Source organism: Vibrio sp. RW (genome assembly GCF_027587105.1).
Classification (GTDB): domain Bacteria; phylum Pseudomonadota; class Gammaproteobacteria; order Enterobacterales; family Vibrionaceae; genus Vibrio; species Vibrio toranzoniae.
In genome coordinates, this window is sequence record NZ_JAPPTM010000005.1 from 146,835 (window position 1) to 161,805 (window position 14,971).

The window sequence follows — 14,971 nt, forward strand, 5'->3', positions numbered from 1 at the left end:
GATTAATAAGAGCCTAATAAAATGCGTTTAAATATACCTAACATTTTGTCCTTACTGCGACTATTTCTGATTCCCGTTTTCGTTGTGGTTTTTTACTTACCTTATGAATGGGCTCCCTTTGCTGCTGCAATGGTTTTTTGGGTTGCGGGCTTCACTGATTGGCTAGATGGCATGCTGGCACGCAAGCTTGGACAAACCTCTCGCTTTGGTGCATTTATTGATCCTGTCGCTGACAAGGTACTTGTTGCGACTGCTCTTATTCTTATTACTGAACACTACCACTCAATTTGGATTACTATTCCAGCGGTAACCATGATTGGTCGCGAAATTATTATTTCCGCGCTTCGAGAATGGATGGCGGAAATCGGCAAACGTGCAAGTGTTGCTGTGTCTTGGGTTGGTAAGGTGAAAACAGTTTCTCAAATGTTCGCGTTATGGGTACTTATTTGGCGCTATGACGATTGGATGGTTTGGGTTGGTTATATTACGCTCTATGCTGCAACGCTTCTAACTTACTGGTCTATGGCACAATACTTGATGGCCGCCAAAGATGATTTGTTAGATGAAAAACATCATTGATAAGAAAGCGAGCTGAGGCTCGCTTTTTTGATCTTAAACCTCAGGTTAAGTTATCAATAGTGGATATCTAATGTGATATAGATCTCCTTTGAATAACCTGTTCCCAGTGTGTTTTGATCATAAAGTCAGCTATTTGGGCTGTTTCGTATGAAATCTATTCAAACGAATTAAAAATACAAAAAATAATATTGACTCAATCGTCTGAATCCGTAAAATGCATCCCGTACCCAAGAGGATGGCAGTGAGCGATTCGGTTGGAGTTACTAAGGCGCCTTGGCAGAGTGGCTATGCAGCGGATTGCAAATCCGTGGACCTCGGTTCGACTCCGGGAGGCGCCTCCATTCTAACTACTCTTTTTATTTACAATAGAGAGCAAGTAGCACGAATGCAATTGCGATACTAGCTCAGTTGGTAGAGCGCAACCTTGCCAAGGTTGAGGTCATCGGTTCGAACCCGATGTATCGCTCCAAAATTTGTAGTGTTGATTGGCGTCAGCATTAAGATGGTGTTTTACTTTTCAGTAATCGGCATCGCAATAAAGAATTGCGTGCCCTGGTGGTGGAATTGGTAGACACAAGGGATTTAAAATCCCTCGGCGTTCGCGCTGTGCCGGTTCAAGTCCGGCCCGGGGCACCATCTATTAAAGTCTTTATCTCGATAAAGCAAATGCGATACTAGCTCAGTTGGTAGAGCGCAACCTTGCCAAGGTTGAGGTCATCGGTTCGAACCCGATGTATCGCTCCAAATTAGAAAGCCCGAACAGAAATGTTCGGGCTTTTTTGTTTTCTGCTATTTTAATTTCTCGTTATCCTCAAAAAATTGACACTTAAATATCGATATTTAAACTAATCACCCAACCAAATCTTGTATTTATGAAGCCATCATTAAAAATTATTGATAGTTCATTTCACTTTATGTTACTTTCCCGCTTAATCTCGGAATGGCTGATGTTCAAAAAGAACCATGATTGCTTCTGGGGGATACGCGTAATGACCATTCTTGCTGATTGGGACATTACGTAGGGTAGGTATTGGCTAGTCCTTTAGCTGATAGACGGGATACTTATGGCGCCATTCGCCATGTTAATGGGAAACCCAACATTGAACACACTAACTACAACATTGCTAATCAGCTCTGCATTTCCAAAGGGACTAGCGCTTCATAGCTGTCCGATCCTGCAAAAATGTCCAATTCTTCAAAACAGTAGCATTACTGAACCTTGAGCTTACGTTAACAATTTATCGCTGTCTAAGACGGCCTAATTTCGTGTTCGTCATTTGACTTATACGAGCGTACAGCTATATCTCATTGTCTAGACAATGCACCTACTTCATCATGAACTCTCTAATATAAACAAAGAGTTATAGTGGAATTGCGTCTGGTGAGATGAGTATCAACACATTCAAGGGGACTTTTATGACTACTGCCTTTGAAGCCGATATCAATACTATCGCAAATTCATTTTCAACTATGGTTCCTATCGTAGAGGGCACTTACGACCTAACACCTGACGCTATTTTGCTCGAGCAAGAACAGCATGAGTCGGATGTTCGTTCTTACCCAAGACGCCTTCCTATTGCTATTAAGCGAGCATGTGGTGCCTTAGTTGAAGATACTCGTGGCCAGATCTTTCTCGATTGCCTAGCCGGTGCAGGTACACTTTCTTTGGGTTATAACCACCCAGAGATTAACCAAGCACTCAAAGACCAACTCGATTCCGGTCTGCCATACCAAACTCTTGATATCACGACTCAAGCAAAAGAGACGTTTATCAAGCGAGTTAAAGCTTTTCTTCCTCAAGATTTTTCAGATAATGCGGTTCTTCAATTCTGTGGCCCATCAGGCGCTGATGCTGTAGAAGCGGCTATCAAGCTCGCGAAGCAAACTACAGGTAGTAATACCATGTTTGCTTTCCGTGGTGCTTACCATGGCATGACTAACGGTACCATGGGCATGATGGGTAACCTCGGCACTAAAGAACGTCGTAGCGGCTTGATGTCTGACGTGCACTTTATGCCTTTTCCATACAACCTACGCTGTCCGTTTGGCATTGGCGGTGAAGCGGGTGCTAACGCGAGCATTCGTTACATTGAGCGCATGTTGAATGACGACGAGTCAGGTATCATGAAACCAGCCGCGATGATCGTAGAGCCTGTGCAAGGAGAGGGCGGTGTGATTCCGGCTCCTGCTTCTTGGTTACAAGGTCTACGTCGTATCTGTGATGAACACGGCATCTTACTGATCTTTGATGAAATTCAGTGTGGTGTGGGTAAAACTGGTCATCGATTCGCATTTGAAGAGTCGGGTGTTAACCCTGATATCCTATGTTTGTCTAAAGCGATCGGTGGCGGACTGCCTATGTCGCTGCTTGTATTCGATAAGAGCATCGATACATGGAAAGCGGGTGAGCACACGGGTACTTTCCGTGGTAACCAACTGGCAATGGTGTCTGGCGCTAAAGCGTTGGAAATCATCGAACGTGATGGTTTGGTTGAGCACGCGAACATTGCAGGCCAATACCTACGTCACGGGTTAGAGAAGATTCAATCTCGCGTGAGCTGTATTGCTGAAGTACGTGGTAAAGGCCTAATGCTTGGCGCTGAGATCAAGCAACCAAACGGCGAGCTCAACAAATTTGGTGAGCCGGAATCTGACGGCGAGCTCACCCTAGCGATTCAACGCGCGGCATTAGAACGTGGCTTGATGGTTGAAAAGGGTGGGCGTGATGGTTCTGTGATTCGTTTCCTACCACCGATGATTATCTCTTTTGAGCAGATTGATTTTGCATTGCGTGTAATGGAAGAAGCCATCATTGCGGTAGGCGGAGGTGTTCAACAAGATCAAGCTTCAAGTGAGCAGGCAAACCAAGAGTGGAACAAGCATTTCATTCACACCGGCCTAGGCGGTAGCGACGAATTCGCAAACGTAATGAACCAAACCACCCAAGCAATGAAAGCGGTGTTTGAGCAGGTTGAAACGCCATACTCAGGTCTAGAACCAAAAGTGCTAGAGGCAGCAATCAAGGCTGTCGACCTAGACAACAACCAACACGCTTTAGTTGATGTTGTGGACAGCACTGCTGACTTAGTTGCAGCTAACTCTATTTTTGTGCAACATCCTGACTGTATTGCACACCTTCACACTCCTCCTCTTATGGCATCAGTCGCTGCGGAATCAATTATCGCGGCCTTGAACCAATCAATGGATTCATGGGACCAAGCATCTGCGGCGACTTATGTTGAGCAGCGTGTGGTGGATTGGATGTGTGACAAATACCAACTTGGCGATCAAGCGGACGGCGTTTTCACCAGTGGCGGCACGCAAAGTAACCTAATGGGTTTATTGCTTGCGAGAGACTGGGTTGCGGATAAGCACAATGGTCATTCTATCCAAAAGTTGGGTTTACCAGAGTATGCAAGCAAGCTTCGCATCTTGTGTTCAAACAAATCTCACTTCACGGTTCAAAAATCTGCGTCACTACTTGGTTTAGGCGAGAGCGCGGTGTGCTGTGTTGAAACAAACGCTAATGGCACCATCAAACCGGATTTATTAGACGCAGAAATCAAAGCACTTAAAGCTCAAGGCCTAATTCCTTTTGCTGTAGTCGGTACGGCGGGTACAACCGATCACGGCGCTATCGACGACCTTGATGCGATTGCAGATATCGCAAACCAACAAGGCCTTTGGTTCCATGTCGACAGTGCTTACGGTGGCGCGCTTATCTTAAGTAGCCATAAAGCTCGTCTAAAGGGCATCGAAAAAGCTGACTCTGTGAGTGTCGACTTCCATAAGCTTTTCTACCAAACAATCAGCTGCGGCGCGGTGTTGTTGAAAGACAAAGCGAACTTTAAGTACCTTCTGCATCACGCCGATTACCTAAACCGTGAACACGATGAGCTGCCGAACTTAGTCGACAAGTCCATTGCAACAACCAAGCGCTTTGATGCATTGAAAGTCTTCATGACGATGCAAAGCGTTGGGCCAAAGCAGTTGGGCGATATGTACGACCATCTTCTTGAGCAAACGCTAGAAGTGGCAGACCTGATTCAAAACCAAGCTGACTTAGAGCTACTCGCGGAGCCTTCACTATCAACAGTGCTGTTCCGATCTAAGCCGAACAATAAGCCGTCAGCAAACGGTGAGCTAGATTTAGACAAACTGAATCAAACGCTAAGACTGGAAGCGCTGACTCGTGGTGTTGCGGTGCTTGGTGAAACGGTCGTCGATGGTAAGAGCGCGCTTAAATTCACTATCTTGAACCCGTGCTTAAAGACATCAGATTTCAAATCTCTAATTAACAAAATTCAAACTCTAGCCACTGAGCTAGCAGAACAACAAGGGTAATTAATACTATGGCTATTCTACAAATTGGTGCAGGCGGCGTTGGTTGGGTTGTTGCACATAAAGCAGCACAAAATAACGAAGTACTGGGTGATATCACAATCGCTTCTCGCACAATCGCGAAGTGTGAAAAAATCATCGAATCGATTAAAGGTAAAAACAACCTTAAAGATTCAACTAAAAAACTAGAAGCTCGCGCAGTAAATGCTGACGATGTTGATGCACTTGTTGCTCTGATTAACGAAGTGAAACCAGACCTAGTCATCAACGCTGGTCCTCCTTGGGTAAACATGGCGATCATGGAAGCGTGTTACCAAGCAAAAGTATCTTACCTAGATACATCGGTAGCGGTTGACCTATGTTCTGAAGGCCAACAAGTACCACAAGCTTACGATTGGCAGTGGGGCTACCGTGAGAAGTTTGCCGAGGCAGGCATCACAGGTATCCTTGGTGCGGGTTTCGATCCAGGCGTGGTTTCAGTATTTGCAGCGCACGCGGTTAAGCACCTGTTCGATGAGATCGATACGATCGACGTAATGGACGTAAACGCAGGCGACCACGGTAAGAAGTTTGCGACTAACTTTGACCCAGAAACCAACATGCTTGAGATTCAAGGCGATTCTTTCTACTGGGAAAATGAAGAGTGGAAACAAGTACCTTGTCACTCTCGTATGCTTGAGTTTGATTTCCCTAACTGTGGTTCTCACAAAGTGTACTCAATGGCGCACGATGAAGTTCGTTCAATGAAGGAATTCATCCCAGCTAAGCGCATCGAATTCTGGATGGGCTTTGGTGATGCTTACCTGAACTACTTCAACTGCATGTGTGATATCGGTCTTCTTAGCCCAGATCCGCTAACACTGCATGACGGCACTGTCGTTCAACCTCTTCATGTTCTTAAAGCACTACTGCCAGACCCAACGTCTTTGGCTCCGGGCTACACAGGTTTAACGTGTATCGGTACTTGGGTTCAAGGTAAGAAAGACGGCAAAGAGCGCAGCGTGTTCATCTACAATAACGCAGACCACGAAGTGGCTTACGAAGACGTAGAGCACCAAGCGATCTCTTACACTACGGGTGTTCCTGCAATCACGGCTGCACTTCAGTTCTTCCGTGGCGAATGGGCTGATAAAGGCGTGTTCAACATGGAGCAGCTAAACCCAGACCCGTTCCTAGCAACCATGCCGGAAATCGGTCTAGACTGGCACGTTCAAGAGCTAGAGCCGACACAAGGTCTACCTTTAATCCATACTTTGAAGTAATTCTAGCTCTTTGCCCTCGTTGCGTTGTCCTAGTGATAAGGGCAAAGTTCTGCGAATTACATCCAAAGTCATATGATTGACAAGAGTATAATTACAGCCGACGCTCTTGCGTCGGCTTTGTTCGATTATCATGTGCCTTCGTGAACTCGAGGGCCGCAAGGTATTAACATGCAAAACAACGAACTAAAAACGCCTTATTTTATGATCAACGAAGACAAGTTGATTACGAACTTAGAGAAAGCCAAGCAGCTGAAAGAGATTTCAGGTGTGAAGCTGGTATTGGCACTGAAGTGTTTCTCTACATGGGGTGTGTTTGACATCATCAAGCCTTACCTCGATGGCACGACCAGCTCTGGTCCATACGAAGTGAAACTTGGCCACGAAACCTTTGGCGGTGAAACGCACGCTTACAGTGTGGGTTACAGCGAAGATGACGTGAGAGAAGTCGCGGATATTTGCGACAAGATGATCTTCAACTCACAAAACCAATTCGAAGCTTACCGTCATATTGTTGAGGGCAAAGCGTCTCTGGGTTTACGTCTAAACCCGGGCGTGAGCTACGCAGGACAAGACTTAGCAAATCCTGCGCGTCAATATTCTCGCTTAGGTGTTCAAGCTGACCATATCAAACCTGAGATCTTCGATGAGATTAATGGCGTGATGTTCCACATGAACTGTGAGAACAAAGACGTCGACGCATTTATCGGCCTGCTTGATTCAATCTCAGAGCAGTTTGGTGAGCACTTAGATAATTTAGACTGGGTGAGCATGGGCGGTGGTGTGTTCTTCACATGGCCGGGATACGACATCGAGAAACTTGGCCTTGCACTAAAAGCCTTTTCTGAAAAGCACGGCGTGCAAATGTACCTTGAACCGGGTGAAGCCATCATCACTAAAACAACAGACTTAGTTGTGACAGTGGTTGATATCGTTGAGAACGTGAAGAAAACGGCGATTGTGGATTCAGCAACCGAAGCACACCGTCTTGATACGCTTATCTACAATGAACCAGCATCGGTATTAGAAGCGTCTGAAAACGGCAGTCATGACTACGTTATTGGTTCGTGTTCATGTCTGGCGGGTGATCAGTTCTGTGAAACAAGCTTTGATGAGCCGTTGAAGATTGGTCAAAAGCTTCACTTGTTGGACAGTGCGGGTTACACCATGGTGAAATTGAACTGGTTCAATGGTTTGAAGATGCCATCGATCTACTGTGAGCGCAGCAATGGCGACGTTCAAAAGCTGAATGAGTTTGGCTATGAAGACTTCAAACGTTCATTATCACAATGGTCGGTTAAGTAACGAGTCTTAGGTTCAAAACAACAAATAGGGCAGCCAATGAGCTGCTCTATTTTGTTTTTAAGTGTCCGTTAGTCAGAAAATAGAATATAAAATTGAGAGCGACCAGTTAACCTTCAATTATCACTCGAGTATCTTCGCTAAGCGTTTCTAGCTCATTCACTACGTCTTCGATCTGAACTTCGATTGGCAGCTTGACCGCTATCTTGGAAGTAAATAGGCTTGAGCTTACACCGCCGCCGCCAGCGATAAAGACTCGGTGGCAGTCCATATCGAGAATGCTGATTCCTTGTCTATCCAATACATGTGTTACTTCGTTGACGATACCTGCTCGGTCGTTCGAGTCGAGTCTAAGGTGATGTATCGTGTCTTGGACATTGTGTGAATGGTCTGAATCGACAAATTGCACGATGAGATCCGGATTAGCGCTGAAGGCTTCTTTAACAATCGATTCGTTGATGGCTGGAAGTTCAACTTTGAGTACACCCGCGACTTGGTCTTCAATAAAATTCACTTTACTGATGAGCCATTTTCCGTCGTTTTCGTGAGTAACCGCAGCAAGTTGCTTGATTGTTGCTGGTGATGCTTTTCCGATAAAGTTTACGATAAATGTACTGTTCATATCAGCCCCCAAAGTTTCGATTAATCGTTGCCAATTAAATGTTTGATATCACGCGATAAAGTTCTTTAATTTCAGTGTAGAAGGTTACATCGAACAATGTTTGACCTGTGTCAATTTTTGAAACTAAGCTGCGATACAAAAAAAGAGAATGAAGGCTAGGGCACAAAAAAGCGGCTAAAGAGCCGCTTTTTAAAAGAGTTGTCGCTGCTATTTGTGATTCAGAAGCTTAGCAAGCAACGAGTAAACGGCTTAGCAAGTAACACGGATACTGGTTCAAAACGTTACCTTGAAGTTCATACCAACAAACTGTGAATCATATGGTGCGCCAGCATCGTAAGCGAATTTAGCGGCATCTTGGTTGTCCCACCAAGGGTTAGTATTCAGGTTAACCTCTGCGTCACCGCCCCAAGCATCACTTACCCAGTAATGGATATGGCCAACAGGGTTTAGGAAAAATAGAGACACATCACCCATGGTTTGAGAGCCCATCACTTCACCACCTGAAGCTACTATGTTTTGTTCTGCTTCTAACATCATTTCACCAACAACCGCACCAAAGAATGGAGTGATGAAGAGATCTTGCCATGAAGGTACTTCAGCAAACGCTTCTACACCGTATTCCCAGAAGAATGTCGACATAGTCCAAGAGTATAGGAAAGACTCAAACTCATCGTACCCCGCGTGTCGAGCTGCAGTGTAGTAAACACCACCAAAATAAGGGTGCATTACGTAGTTTAAGAAGTGTTCATCACGGTCCCATACTGGACCAGCAGAAACATTATCCTTCCACTTCTGACCTAGTGCACTAATATCGCGTTGGTCATCGTCCCACTTAGTAATACTTTCAGGTAATAGGGTCATTAGGCCAACGGTTGCGACACTCAAACCAAGAATAGTGTAGGTTTGACCCATAAGGTAATCCCAATCTTTACCATCGCTGACAGTCAGGTAAAGTGGTTGTTTGTCGATCGTTAAATCGTACTGATCGCTTGACTCGTTTAATGCATAATTCTTACTTGGCTTGTAGGTGTACAAGCTTTCACTAACACAGTAATCTTGAGCACATTCATCCGAGTAAGAAAGGTTGATTGGCTGGTCGAAGTCATATTGGCTTGCAGCCGAGCTAACTGACATTAACATTGATAATACAGCTGTAACCTTTGCTAGTGACGGCGATTTGGACACAAGGGTCTCCACGAGAAGTTAAGAATTGATCAGAGTCACAATTATCTATTAAATGCCTGATTTAGGGAACTAATACTTTATTACTTTTCTCATAAGAATCTTAGTTCAGACATGGTCAATACTTATGAAAGGTGAAATGTATTAAATTCAACCATAGACTAGTTTGTAAATAATACAGTGTCTTTTTATGACAACAAGGGAAGTAATATGACGAAAATCGCAATGTTAAGTACAGGTGAAGAAGTTCTTCATGGAGACATTGTCGACACAAACGCGGCCTGGATGTCTGCTGAGTTTTATCAGCACGGTTTTGCTCTTGCGAAACGTTCCACTGTGGGTGACCAAATGAATGCTTTGGTTGAAGAGCTGCTGATGCTGAGCTTTAACTATGATGTGGTTATCGTCAATGGTGGTTTAGGGCCGACAACCGATGACATGAGTGCAGCTGCCGCTGCCGCTGCTTCCGATCAAAAGTTAGTCATGTTCCCTGAATGGCTCGATCGTATGGAAGAGATGTTCTCAGGACGAGGTATGCCGATGCCTGACAGCAACCTTAAGCAAGCTTTGTTGCCAGCAAGCTCTGAGATTGTCGATAACCCTGTCGGCACTGCATGTGGCTTTAAGATGAAAATCAACGATGCGACTTTCTATTTCACGCCAGGTGTACCGAGTGAATTCAAGCGCATGGTGACCTTTGAAATTCTGCCCGATTTGTCTCGCACGTATCCTCAAGTGGTTGCCTCTGAATGCAGTCGTTTGTTTACGTTCGGCTTATCTGAGTCGGGTATCTCGGATGTGTTAGACCAGTTAAAGTTGCCTGAAGGCTATGAGTTAGGCTATCGCTCTTATCTGCCGTTCATTGAGGTGAAACTATTTGGGCCTAAGTCTGGCTTAGAAACGCGCGTTAAACTGCTACAAATGGTGTACAAGCTGCTAGAGAGCAACGTAGTCAGTGTTGATGAGCCGATGATTGACCATATTGGTCATATCATGGCAGAGAGAAAGAAAACTTTATCTGTATCTGAAGTGTCGACCAAAGGTGCGCTTTCGGCTTGGCTACAATCGAATGAGCAGGTTGAAGATTGCTTTGGTCACTCATGGGTAATGGCTGAACCCAAAGAGAGTGAACTCGAAAAGAGTGACCCACTAGCGGCGACTTTTGCCTTGGCGGGCGCAACCAGAGAAAAGTGCGGCACGGAGTTGGCCTTGGTGACGGGCAAGTTAGACGGCAATACATTCATTATCGCGCTATCGAGCGAAGCGGGTGAGTGGGGACAAGTGCTCGAGTTTTATCGCCAATACAATCGCGAAGATGCGCGTACCATTATCAAAACTGTTGCGGCAGATATGCTGAGAAGACATTTAGATAGCAAACCTATGTTTGGTGACTATTCTTCACTAAAACGCGTGAAGGATATGTTTATCCCTTCGGCGATCATTAAGTAAGCAGCTCTTGTCGCTAACCAAGTTTTCTTGAGCCAAGACCTCTTGAACTAAGGTTAAAACAGAACAAATAAAAAGGCCCCACATCCATTTGGTTGTGGGGCCTTTTGTGTATCTAGCCTTCTAGATAAGCTAACAAGCGGCGAATAGCTTTGTAGCTAGCAGTTAAACTGAGTAAGTGATTACAAACCGTTTGTCATATGTAGGCTGTAGAACAAGCCACGGCCAATTAATTCTGAAGCCAGGAATAGTACTAATGCTAGACCTAGGTTTACTGGATTCACTTTTGCTTTGTTGAGCATAGGTAGAATCCAAATCAGTAAGCTTGCCATCAGTAATGCAACTTGAAGAATCACATAGCTGCCTAAACCGTCAACCAACTCAGAGGCTTTTGCTACTGAAGTTTGGATATCACCGATTAGGTTCAGTTTGCCTACTGTTACAAGCAAGCTGATCGCAACCGCAATAACAGCCAGCATGGTGATGTTGCGGTCAACCGTAAAGCGGCTGTCGTTGGCAAACACAATCACGAACTGAGACAGCAGCAAGCCACCCACAACCATCGTCATGATGAAGCTCATTGGTGTGTAGATGTTGTCCCAAGTCGGTACAGTGTTGATCATGTAGACGTTGATCATCGCGTACATGAAGATAACACCCAATACCATAGCGCCAACCATCAGTGCTTTTTGGATAGCCACGCCACCTTTCTTAATTACAGATAGTAGCCATTGCAGGCCACCTATTGCGAAGAATGCCGCACCGAAGAACACTTCGTTAGACAACCAAGCCGAGCCTAGTTGGTTAAAGGCATTAAACGCGCGCAGTGGAGAGCCCAGGTGCGTTGTCGAGAACATAAAACCAAGACCCATTAATGCCCACAGAATGAACATTGGAACCTTGTAGCTGTTTAGTTTCTCTTCGTCATGACCCAGTACCAGTGCACGTGCGCCAATAAGTAAGTAACCACCCACGGCTGTTTGAGCCAGTACCGTAAAGAAGATCAAAGACCACTCATGAAAAATCATCTTACACCTCCTTCGGGTTTGCTAGGTGACCACTGGTATCGCCAGTAGGCTTCGCGTTTTTGTTCAGCTTAATCACGATGTTTGGTAGCGTTTCGGTTGAAGATGGCAGTGGTGCCACGTCGGCACCAGAGCCGTACTTCTCGCGCAGCGTATTGATTTCACCAAACTCCAATGCACGGAGTGGGCAAGACTCAACACAGATAGGCTGTTTTCCTTCAGAAACGCGTTGGTAGCAACCATCGCATTTCGTCATGTGACCTTTCTTTGCATTGTATTGTGGTGCGCCGTAAGGACACGCATTGCTACAGTGCTGACAACCAATACACACACTCTCGTCAACCACAACCAAGCCGTCTTCATCACGTTTGTGCATTGCGCCCGAAGGACACACTTTCACACACGCTGGGTTAGTACAGTGGTTACAAGCGATAGACAGGTAGTAAGAAAAAACATCTTTCTGAACCCAGGTATCGCCATCTTGAGTGAAGCCGCCACCTGCGTATTCGTATACGCGACGGTAGTTGGTTTTGATGTCTAGATCGTTATAATCTTTACAAGCAAGCTGACAGGTTTTACAACCCGTGCATTTACTTGAATCAATGTAAAAGCCGTATTGTTTCATTCCAACCTACCTTATGCTTTCTTTAGCGCTTTGATTTGAACTAGGTTTGTATGCTGAGGGTTACCCTTAGCAAGTGGGCTCGGGCGCTGAGTAGTCAGCACGTTGATAGAGCCTGCATGGTCGATCTTCTGACCATCGGGTGCGTACCATGCACCTTCGCCTAGTGCGACAACTCGAGGAAGAATCCTTGGTGTCACTTTCGCTGGAATATGTACTTCGCCACGGTCGTTAAAAATACTCACCATGTCGCCGCTTTCAATACCACGTTCTTTCGCATCTATTGGGTTGATCCACAGCTCTTGCGGTGCCGCAGCTTTGATCTCTGCAACGTTGCCGTAGGTTGAGTGCGTACGAGCCTTGTAGTGGAAACCGGTTAGCTGAAGTGGGTACTTCTCTGCTAGTGGATCGTTATGGCCTTCAAACGAATCCGCGTAAATCGGAAGTGGGTGGATCACTTCATCTTCTTTCAGCTTCCAAGTCTTCGCGATATCAGCCAGTTGCTCTGAGTAAATCTCAATTTTTCCACTTGGTGTAGTCAGTGGATTCGCTTCAGGATCTTTGCGGAAATCTTCGTAAGCAATGTAGTGGTGGTCGTAGCTACGCTTGTAGATACCCAGCTCTTTCATCTCTTCGAAGGTTGGTAGTGTTGGATCGTTCTTACGAGTTTCTGCGTAAAGGTGCTCGATCCATTGCTCTTGAGTACGGCCTTCTGTGAACTCTTTTTCTACGCCCATGCGCTTCGCCAGTTGAGTACACATCTCGTAGATAGATTTCGCTTCGAACTGAGGCTCGATCGCTTTTTGCGCGAAGATAAAGTAAGGCATATTCGCTGCTTTACCATCCATACACCAGTCGTCTTGCTCTGATGTTGTTAAGTCAGGCAGGATGATGTCGGCGTATTTCGCTGAAGACGTCATATGATTATCAACCACAACAATCATTTCACATGCGCTTTCATCTTGAAGGATCTCATGTGTTTTGTTGATGTCTGAGTGCTGGTTGATAATACAGTTACCCGCATAGTTCCAGATCATCTTGATTGGGTTCTTAAGGCGCTCAGCACCGCGAACACCGTCGGTGATGTCAGTCATTTCATGGTGACGGTAAATCGCGTCTGTCCACATGAACATTGAAATGGACGTTTCAACTGGGTTTGGCACGGTAGGGAAGCGAACAAATGGAATATTGATGTCACTTTCACGAGCGCCTGTTGAACCACCTGATACACCCACAGAACCAGTTAGTAGCGACAGCATTGCGATTGCACGACAAGCTAGCTCACCGTTCGCAGTACGTTGTAGGCCCCAACCTTGGTGGATAGCACACGGCTTCGCTGTACCCATCTCACGGCCAAGTTTAACGATAGTATCAACTGGAATTCCTGTGATCTTAGAAGCCCACTCAGGCGTTTTTTCTACACCATCTTCACCTAAACCTAGGATGTAAGATTTGTAGTCACTGTTTTTAGGTGCTGATGCAGGAAGTGTTTTCTCATCGTAACCGACACAGTATTTGTCTAAGAATGGTTGGTCGACTAGGTCTTCAGTGATCATCACGTGTGCAAGACCCGCTACCAATGCAGCATCGGTAGAAGGACGAATTGGGATCCATTGATCTTCTCGGCCACCGGCAGTATCGGTGTAGCGTGGGTCGATGATGATTGTTCTTGCGTTTGACTTGTTTTTGCTTTCTACGTAGTGGTGGATCAGACCGCCGCCAGACATACGAGTCTCAGCAGGGTTGTTACCAAATTGGATGTTAAGCTGAGTGTTCTCTAAGTCAGAGAAAGAGTTGTTGTTTGCCCAACCACCATAGGTGTAGCTCAACCCTTTCGTGATTTGCGCTGTTGAGTAGTCACCATAATGGTTTAGGTAGCCACCACTTAGGTTCATTAGGCGAGCAATCAACGTTTGAGCTGGTGGCCAAGACTTAGTGACCGTACCACCAAGCGTACCTGTACCGTAGTTTAGGTAGATAGTGTCGTTACCGTAATCTTTGATAAGGCGTTGCATAGTGCCAGCGACTTCATCAAAAGCCTCTTCCCAGCTAATACGCTTGAACTTACCTTCACCACGTTTGCCCACTCGTTTCATTGGGTATTTGAGGCGATCTGGGTTGTAAACACGGCGGCGCATAGAGCGACCACGTAGACAAGCACGCACTTGGTGATGACCGTATTCGTCAGTACCTGTGTTGTCTGTTTCTACGTATTTGATTTCACCGTTTTGCACATGCATACGCAGTGGGCAGCGAGAGCCACAGTTTACCGTACATGCACTCCATACGATTTTCTCATCCACGTTCTCAGCAACCGCAGCCGCTACTGGTTTGGATTTGAAAGGTAAAGCGATACCGCCCGCGAGTGCGGCTGCACTACCTACCGCCGAAGAAGCTTTCATGAAGCCTCTTCGAGTAAGATTCATTACCCCAGATTCTTTCTTATTCGTCATTCTAAGATGCCTATTGTTATTGATAGCTAGCACTTTATAGGTAGTTTGGCTTCTATGTTTTTATTTCTAATTATTGATTGATTGGCATCAAATAAGAGAGAAATTTAAATATTATGAATCGAATGTATAAAATAGATCAA

General features: G+C 45.5%; 10 protein-coding genes and 4 tRNA genes. 9 read left to right on the forward strand and 5 right to left on the reverse strand.

What is annotated here, in order from left to right:
* Positions 1–21: 21 nt before the first annotated feature.
* The 8 genes from pgsA (at position 22) to nspC (ending at position 7,484) form a co-directional block, all read left to right on the forward strand.
* Entirely contained in the window at positions 22–579 is a 558-nt protein-coding gene (gene pgsA / locus OCT63_RS06465; protein WP_060467466.1) for a CDP-diacylglycerol--glycerol-3-phosphate 3-phosphatidyltransferase, read from the forward strand.
* Between the two features lie 267 nt (positions 580–846).
* Positions 847–920: transfer RNA gene (locus OCT63_RS06470), tRNA-Cys, on the forward strand.
* Positions 921–972: 52 nt separating this feature from the next.
* Positions 973–1,048: transfer RNA gene (locus OCT63_RS06475), tRNA-Gly, on the forward strand.
* Between the two features lie 80 nt (positions 1,049–1,128).
* A tRNA-Leu gene (locus tag OCT63_RS06480) sits at positions 1,129–1,215 on the forward strand.
* A gap of 32 nt (positions 1,216–1,247) precedes the next feature.
* A tRNA-Gly gene (locus OCT63_RS06485) sits at positions 1,248–1,323 on the forward strand.
* A 648-nt stretch (positions 1,324–1,971) separates the two neighbouring features.
* Positions 1,972–4,923: a pyridoxal phosphate-dependent class III aminotransferase gene (locus tag OCT63_RS06490; RefSeq protein WP_269983437.1), complete on the forward strand. Its 2,952-nt coding sequence runs from the start codon at positions 1,972–1,974 to the stop codon at positions 4,921–4,923.
* A gap of 8 nt (positions 4,924–4,931) precedes the next feature.
* Entirely contained in the window at positions 4,932–6,182 is a 1,251-nt protein-coding gene (locus OCT63_RS06495; protein ID WP_269983397.1) for a carboxynorspermidine synthase, read from the forward strand.
* A gap of 168 nt (positions 6,183–6,350) precedes the next feature.
* Positions 6,351–7,484 (forward strand): carboxynorspermidine decarboxylase, encoded by a 1,134-nt coding sequence (nspC, locus tag OCT63_RS06500; RefSeq protein WP_161685887.1) that lies wholly within the window; start codon positions 6,351–6,353, stop codon positions 7,482–7,484.
* Between the two features lie 106 nt (positions 7,485–7,590).
* On the opposite strand, the gene OCT63_RS06505 is transcribed toward nspC, so the two are convergent.
* Entirely contained in the window at positions 7,591–8,103 is a 513-nt protein-coding gene (locus OCT63_RS06505; protein ID WP_060467472.1) for a glycine cleavage system protein R, read from the reverse strand.
* A gap of 273 nt (positions 8,104–8,376) precedes the next feature.
* Entirely contained in the window at positions 8,377–9,288 is a 912-nt protein-coding gene (locus OCT63_RS06510; protein WP_060467473.1) for a DUF3943 domain-containing protein, read from the reverse strand.
* 207 nt (positions 9,289–9,495) lie between these two features.
* Between OCT63_RS06510 and OCT63_RS06515 the strand changes: the two genes are divergently transcribed.
* Positions 9,496–10,734: a CinA family nicotinamide mononucleotide deamidase-related protein gene (locus OCT63_RS06515; RefSeq protein ID WP_161685885.1), complete on the forward strand. Its 1,239-nt coding sequence runs from the start codon at positions 9,496–9,498 to the stop codon at positions 10,732–10,734.
* Positions 10,735–10,913: 179 nt separating this feature from the next.
* Here OCT63_RS06515 and OCT63_RS06520 read toward each other — a convergent pair whose 3' ends face one another.
* Genes OCT63_RS06520 through OCT63_RS06530 form a run of 3 tightly spaced genes read right to left on the reverse strand, consistent with a single transcriptional unit; the run spans position 10,914 to position 14,831 of the window.
* Complete coding sequence (locus tag OCT63_RS06520; RefSeq protein ID WP_269983398.1) at positions 10,914–11,759, reverse strand: dimethyl sulfoxide reductase anchor subunit family protein; 846 nt, start codon at positions 11,757–11,759, stop codon at positions 10,914–10,916.
* Position 11,760: 1 nt separating this feature from the next.
* Positions 11,761–12,381 carry a DMSO/selenate family reductase complex B subunit gene (locus OCT63_RS06525; RefSeq protein WP_004733360.1) on the reverse strand — a complete coding sequence of 207 codons (621 nt, stop codon included), beginning with the start codon at positions 12,379–12,381 and terminating at the stop codon, positions 11,761–11,763.
* 11 nt (positions 12,382–12,392) lie between these two features.
* Complete coding sequence (locus OCT63_RS06530) at positions 12,393–14,831, reverse strand: DmsA/YnfE/YnfF family dimethyl sulfoxide reductase (protein ID WP_269983399.1); 2,439 nt, start codon at positions 14,829–14,831, stop codon at positions 12,393–12,395.
* Positions 14,832–14,971 lie beyond the last annotated feature (140 nt).

Excerpts from the sequence above, each read along its gene's own strand:
- OCT63_RS06505 (WP_060467472.1), bottom strand. The coding sequence starts at position 8,103 with ATGAACAGTACATTTATCGTAAACTTTATCGGAAAAGCATCACCAGCA.
- OCT63_RS06530 (WP_269983399.1), bottom strand. The coding sequence starts at position 14,831 with ATGACGAATAAGAAAGAATCTGGGGTAATGAATCTTACTCGAAGAGGC.
- pgsA (WP_060467466.1), top strand. The coding sequence starts at position 22 with ATGCGTTTAAATATACCTAACATTTTGTCCTTACTGCGACTATTTCTG.
- OCT63_RS06520 (WP_269983398.1), bottom strand. The coding sequence starts at position 11,759 with ATGATTTTTCATGAGTGGTCTTTGATCTTCTTTACGGTACTGGCTCAA.
- OCT63_RS06495 (WP_269983397.1), top strand. The coding sequence starts at position 4,932 with ATGGCTATTCTACAAATTGGTGCAGGCGGCGTTGGTTGGGTTGTTGCA.
- nspC (WP_161685887.1), top strand. The coding sequence starts at position 6,351 with ATGCAAAACAACGAACTAAAAACGCCTTATTTTATGATCAACGAAGAC.
- OCT63_RS06515 (WP_161685885.1), top strand. The coding sequence starts at position 9,496 with ATGACGAAAATCGCAATGTTAAGTACAGGTGAAGAAGTTCTTCATGGA.
- OCT63_RS06525 (WP_004733360.1), bottom strand. The coding sequence starts at position 12,381 with ATGAAACAATACGGCTTTTACATTGATTCAAGTAAATGCACGGGTTGT.